General features: G+C 60.5%; 5 protein-coding genes. 4 read left to right on the top strand and 1 reads right to left on the bottom strand.

The features are described 5' to 3' along the window. Positions 1 to 39: 39 nt before the first annotated feature. A complete protein-coding gene (locus tag Q0M35_RS06805) occupies positions 40 to 1071 on the bottom strand; it encodes a porin (protein WP_295313492.1) in 1032 nt (343 codons plus the stop codon). Positions 1072 to 1324: 253 nt separating this feature from the next. Between Q0M35_RS06805 and Q0M35_RS06800 the strand changes: the two genes are divergently transcribed. From Q0M35_RS06800 to holA, 4 genes are all read left to right on the top strand, one after another. Continuing rightward, a complete protein-coding gene (locus Q0M35_RS06800) occupies positions 1325 to 1846 on the top strand; it encodes a DUF3576 domain-containing protein (protein WP_295313490.1) in 522 nt (173 codons plus the stop codon). 91 nt (positions 1847 to 1937) lie between these two features. Next, the gene (gene leuS / locus Q0M35_RS06795; protein WP_295313488.1) at positions 1938 to 4499 is read left to right on the top strand and encodes a leucine--tRNA ligase; all 2562 of its coding nucleotides are present in this window, start codon (positions 1938 to 1940) and stop codon (positions 4497 to 4499) included. Then, positions 4486 to 4965 carry an LPS assembly lipoprotein LptE gene (gene lptE, locus Q0M35_RS06790; protein ID WP_295313486.1) on the top strand — a complete coding sequence of 160 codons (480 nt, stop codon included), beginning with the start codon at positions 4486 to 4488 and terminating at the stop codon, positions 4963 to 4965. The genes leuS and lptE overlap by 14 nt, the downstream gene beginning before the upstream one ends. Then, entirely contained in the window at positions 4962 to 5963 is a 1002-nt protein-coding gene (gene holA / locus Q0M35_RS06785; protein WP_295313484.1) for a DNA polymerase III subunit delta, read from the top strand. Before lptE ends, holA begins: the two co-directional genes overlap by 4 nt. Positions 5964 to 6000 lie beyond the last annotated feature (37 nt).

Genomic DNA, 6000 nt, shown 5'->3' with positions numbered 1-6000 from the left:
AAAGGTCCGCCCCGGTTTTCTCAGGTAGTTGCGTTCAACTTAGAAGTTGAAGCGAACACCCAGGTCAGCAACGGTGTTGCTGGAAGTGTTGGAACCAACCATACCGGACAGGGACACGCCACCACCCAGGGAGTGGGTGAAGCCGATGCCGTATGCTTCGTCCAGGTCGTCAGCACCACCGCCGGCAACAGATGCGACGATGTTTGTCGCTGCGCCGACAGGAACGGAGCCGGAGATACCGTAGGCAACGTCGTCGTTCGGTGTAAAGTTGCTATCGGAGTCGCCAACAAAGAGCGCGAGGTCTGCGATACCGACGGTACCGGTTGCAGTCGCTGTCCAGAAGTCAGTGTCGTATGAATCTGCACCAGCGTCTGCATCTTCCGCCATGCCGTAGCCAACGCCGAAGGTCCAGCCGGAAATGGTGTAAGATGCACCGATTTCGAATGCTTCGTAGTCACCCGTAATGGTGCTCGGGCCGATGCCGAGGTTTTCGGAGTAGTCAGGCGAGTAGGACGCCATCACTGCGAAGTCACCCATTTCGTACTTCACGTTGACGCCGGTAACACCGTTCGAACGTACTTCGTAGAAGTCGATCGGGCCGCCGCCGAATGTGGAGTAGTGGCCAACCTGACCGATAAGGCCGGGCTCGAAGCCGAAGAAGTTAACAACTTCTGCCGCATCGTGAACACCGGAGACGTTACCAACGCGAACGCGCAGGCCAGATGCGTTCACCTGAAGACGTGCGCCGTTAAGGCCGGCTGCGCCCTGCTCACCATTGGAAACATCGTCACCCTGAATCCGAACACGGACAGCGAAACGAACGCCATTGTCTGTTTCTGTGGATGAGTCGATGTTCAGGCGATAGCGGCTCTCCAGCCGTGTTTCTTCCTGAGTTGCCACACCGGGGTCAGCGTCGGTTGCGCCGCGGTCTTGCTCATAGAGAATACCGAAACGGCCGTAGCCGGAGAATGTTGTATCTGCTGCTACGACGCCTGCTGTACCCACCAGAGCTGTTGTAGCGATGAGAAGTTTTTTCATGAACTTGTCCTCAGTTGCTATTTCGTTGTTCACGGGAGAATCCATTGTGAACCTGCGGTGTGTTTCGCTCTTTCCCGGTCAGCATTCAAGAACTTGGTCGGGACCGTGACGAGACCCGGGAAAAATGGTGCAGGTTTGCCACACTCGTTAAAGCGCCCAGGTCACACAGTTTATCCGCCATATAACAGGCAGCGGATTGCATGGCGCCTCCACAGCCCAGAACGCCCTTGTCCCTGCTCTGCCAGTTGGATTAACGTGCCGCGGAGGACATAAATCGGGCGGCCTTATGAAAATAACGACTTATCTGAAGTATTCAGGGGTTTTAGCCCTGACGGCTGCGCTGGCTGCCTGTGGCGGAAGCTCGACGCAGACAACTTCCGCGCCCGCAGGACCACCCGCGCGTCCCGGCAGCGCCATCGATCTCGACAGCGATCAGCGGCGCAACCTTGAGCCGGGCCAGTCCGAACCGACGACAGTCTGGGACGCATTCCGGCGCGGCAACACAGAAGTCGAGGTGGCCGTAAACAAGTATCTGTGGTCAGCAACGCTCGAAATTCTCGAATTCCTGCCGGTCGAATCGGTTGATCCGTTCACAGGCGTGATCATCACAGGCTACGGGACACCTCCCGGCGGCGGCCGCGCCTATCGCGCAACCGTGCTGATCGATGACCCGGCGCTGGATGCGCGCTCGCTCAACGTGTCCCTGCAGACCAGGAACGGACCGGCCAGTGCCGCCACCATCCGTGCCGTAGAAGACGCTATTCTGACCCGCGCCCGCCAGATCCGGAACCTCGACGCCAGCTTCTGACCGCCCGCCCGACAGAATATCAAACCCAATACCGCGCCGGGCCCCGTGACTGAACGGCTCCCGGCGCTGCTACGTTAAAGAGGACGCAAAGATGGAGCGTTATACCCCCGCCGAGATCGAAGCCCGCTGGCAGGATGTCTGGAACCGGGACGAGGTTTTCAAAGCGGTCCGGTCCGCGGACAAGCCCAAGTATTATGTGCTTGAGATGTTCCCCTATCCGTCGGGCCGCATCCACATGGGCCACGTCCGCAACTATACCATGGGCGATGTGATCGCGCGCTACAAGCTCGCCACCGGGCATAACATCCTGCACCCTATGGGCTGGGACGCTTTCGGGATGCCCGCAGAAAATGCAGCTATGGCCATTGGCGGCCACCCCAAAGACTGGACTTACGGCAATATCGCCGACATGCGCGACCAGATGAAGCCGCTGGGCCTCTCGATTGACTGGTCGCGCGAATTCGCGACCTGCGATCCGGAATACTACGGCCAGCAGCAGGCGCTTTTTCTCGATTTTCTGGACGCAGGGCTCGTTTATCGCAAGAACGCAGTGGTGAACTGGGATCCGGTCGATATGACCGTCCTGGCTAACGAACAGGTCGAACAGGGGCGCGGCTGGCGCTCCGGCGCGCTGGTGGAACGGCGCGAGCTCACACAGTGGTTCTTCAAGATCTCTGACTATTCCGAAGAGCTGCTGACCGCCCTCGACACCCTGGAGGCCTGGCCGGCAAAGGTGCGCCTGATGCAGGAAAACTGGATCGGACGGTCGCGCGGTCTGCAGTTTGCCTTTTCCACTGTGGATGCCCCCGACGGTCACGACCGGATTGAGGTTTACACAACCCGGCCCGATACTCTGCTGGGTGCGTCTTTTATCGGCATTTCGCCTGATCACCCGCTGGCAAAGGTTCTTGAACGCGACGACCCGGCGGTTGCGGACTTCTGCGCCGAATGTCGCAAAGGCGGCACCACCGAAGAGGCCATCGAGACAGCCGAGAAGCTTGGGTATGACACCGGCGTCCGCGTGCGCCATCCCTTTGATACCGCGCATGAATTGCCTGTCTATATCGCCAACTTCATCCTGATGGATTACGGCACGGGCGCGATCTTCGGCTGTCCGGCGCACGACCAGCGCGATTTCGAGTTTGCCACGAAATACAATCTGCCGGTCATTTCCACATATCTGCCCTCGGAAGACGCCTCAGAAGATCTGACCGAAGCCTACGTGCCGCCGAAAACCGAGACGGTCTTTTATAATCGCGGTTTTGCCGGCGATGCACATCAGACAGGTCTTGAGGCGATCGATGCCGCCATCGATTTCTGCGAGGCGAACGGCGTGGGCCAGGGTGTGACCAAATACCGGCTGCGTGACTGGGGGCTGAGCCGTCAGCGCTACTGGGGCGCGCCCATTCCCGTCGTGCATTGCGAGGCCTGCGGCGTGGTGCCGGAGAAGAAAGAGAACCTGCCCGTCGAGCTGCCCTATGACGTGGATTTCGGCACGCCCGGAAACCCGCTCGACCGGCACCCCACGTGGCGGGACACCCCCTGCCCGTCCTGCGGCAAGCCCGGTAAGCGCGAAACAGACACCATGGACACCTTTGTGGACAGTTCCTGGTATTTTGCGCGCTTCACAGCACCGGATGCGACAACACCGACCAGAATGGAGGACGCGCAATACTGGATGAACGTCGATCAGTACATCGGCGGCATCGAGCACGCTATTCTGCACCTTCTTTATTCACGCTTTTTCGCCCGCGCGATGGCGATCACGGGGCATCTGCCGGAAACGGCGATTGAGCCGTTCGATGCGCTTTTCACGCAGGGCATGGTCACGCATGAGATTTACATGACCCGCGACGAGAATGATCGCCCGGTCTATCACCTGCCCGAAGACATCCACTGGACCGAATCCGGTGCGCGCCTCGGAGCAGACGGGCCTGCCGTGGAGATCATCCCCTCCGCCAAAATGTCAAAATCGAAAAAGAACGTGGTGGACCCGGTCAATATCATCTCGGCCTATGGCGCGGACACCGCGCGCTGGTTCGTGCTCTCTGACAGCCCGCCCGAGCGGGATGTGGAATGGACGGCCTCGGGCGCTGAGGCCGCATTCAAACACCTGTCGCGCGTCTGGAACCTCAGCGAGCGTATCGCCGGTATGGATAAGGAAGACCAGGGCGACGGCAATGATGCGCTCATCCGCGCCATGCATGTCACCATCCATGATGTGACCATGGGCATCGAATCCTTCGGGTTCAACGCGGCAATCGCAAAGCTTTATGCCTTCACCGCGACGCTGCAAAAATCGAAGGCCGGTTATGCCGCACAGCACGCAGCGATCCGGACGCTGGCGCAGCTGATGTCGCCGATGACCCCGCACCTTGCCGAGGATATCTGGGCGCGTCAGGGCGGTGAAGGACTGATCACCACCGCCGCCTGGCCCACGGCGGATGACGCGATGCTGGTCTCCGACACAATCACGCTGCCTGTTCAGGTCAACGGCAAACGTCGCGCCGAGATCACTGTGCCGGCCGATATGAGCAAGGAAGATGTTGAAAAAACCGCGCTTGCGGATCAGGCTGTGATCAGAACGCTGAACGGAGCCACCCCGAAAAAGATCATCGTTGTTCCCGGACGGATTGTGAATGTCGTTGTTTAACCGCCGCGCCCTTTTGTGTCTGCCGATGGTGCTCGTCGCCTGCGGTTTTCAGCCGGTCTATGCCCCGGGCGGCGCCGGGCAGGCGCTGCAGAACAAGGTGCTGGTCGATGAGCCCGACGCGGTGGACGGCTATCTGCTGACCCGCCGCCTCGAACAACGTCTCGGGCGCAGCGAAACGCCGGTCTATCGCCTCGCCCTTGTCGTTGCGACCGGTCAGGAAAACCTTGCTGTTGACCAGAAAGGCGACATTCTGCGGTTCAACTTGCTCGGGGCGGCGGATTATACGCTGATCGAAAGCGCAACGGGCCGCATCGTCACCTCAGGGTCGGTGGATAACTTCACCGGCTATTCCGCGACCGGGACAACCGTTGCCACGCTTGCCGCCGAGCGCGACGCGCGCCAGCGGCTGATGGTTCTGCTTGGCGATCAGATCGTTGCCCGGCTTTTCACTGCCGATCTGACATGAAGCTCTCTACCCGCGACGCGACCAGCTATTTCGCAAAGCCGGATCCGGACAAAACCGGCCTGCTGATCTACGGGCGCGACGGGATGCGTGTTGCGCTCAAACGCCAGCAGATGCTGGCAGCGCTTCTGGGCCCCGCCGCCGAAGAAGAAATGCGTCTGGCACGGATGACCGGGAATGAGGTGCGCAAGGACCCGGCGCTCTTGCTGGATGCCGTCAAAGCCGTGGGCTTTTTTCCTGGTCCGCGCGCGGTGTTCGTTGAAGAGGCAAACGAAAATACAGCAGCGGCAGTGCTTGCGGCCCTTGCAGACTGGCAACAGGGCGATGCGCAGATCGTGATCACTGCGGGCGATCTTAAGCCCGCGTCAAAACTGCGAAAGGCTTTCGAAAGCCACCCTGACGCCTTTGCCGCCGCCATTTATGACAATCCTCCGACGCGCGAAGAGATCGCCCATGCGCTGCGCGATGCAGGGCTTGAAGAGCCCGCGGGCGAGGTCATGGCCGCGCTGAATGATCTGGCGCAGGCGATCGATCCCGGCGATTTCCGTCAGACCCTTGAAAAGCTTGCGCTCTACAAACTTAATGACGCCTCCCCGGTCTCCATGCCGGATATCGCGGCCTGTGCCCCCACCTCGACCGAGGCCGATGTGGACGACATTCTGATGGTCGTTGCCGAAGCCCGCGCCTCGGAGATCGGGCCGGTCATGCAAAAGCTGGTGGCCCAGGGCGTGACCCCGGTCGGTCTGTGCATCGGTGCGATGCGGCATTTCAGGTCTCTGCACCGCGCGGCCTGTGACACCTCAGGGCGTCCGGTCATATTCGGGCCACACCGCGAGCGGATGATCGCGCAGTCCCGCAAATGGGGCGCTGTGCGGCTTGAAACCGCTCTGGGTGTGCTCACTGATACCGATCTGCAGCTGCGCTCTGCCGGGCAGCATGCCCCGGGCATGGCCCTGGTCGAACGCGCCTTTATCCGCCTCGCGATGCTGGCTGCGCGTTAACCTCCCCCGAAAAGCGCCATGAACTCAGCTTCGGTCA

Origin of the sequence: Roseobacter sp. (assembly GCF_024639605.1) — a bacterium.
Classification (GTDB): Bacteria; Pseudomonadota; Alphaproteobacteria; order Rhodobacterales; family Rhodobacteraceae; genus Roseobacter.
This window is presented reverse-complemented; position numbering and strand designations above follow the sequence as displayed.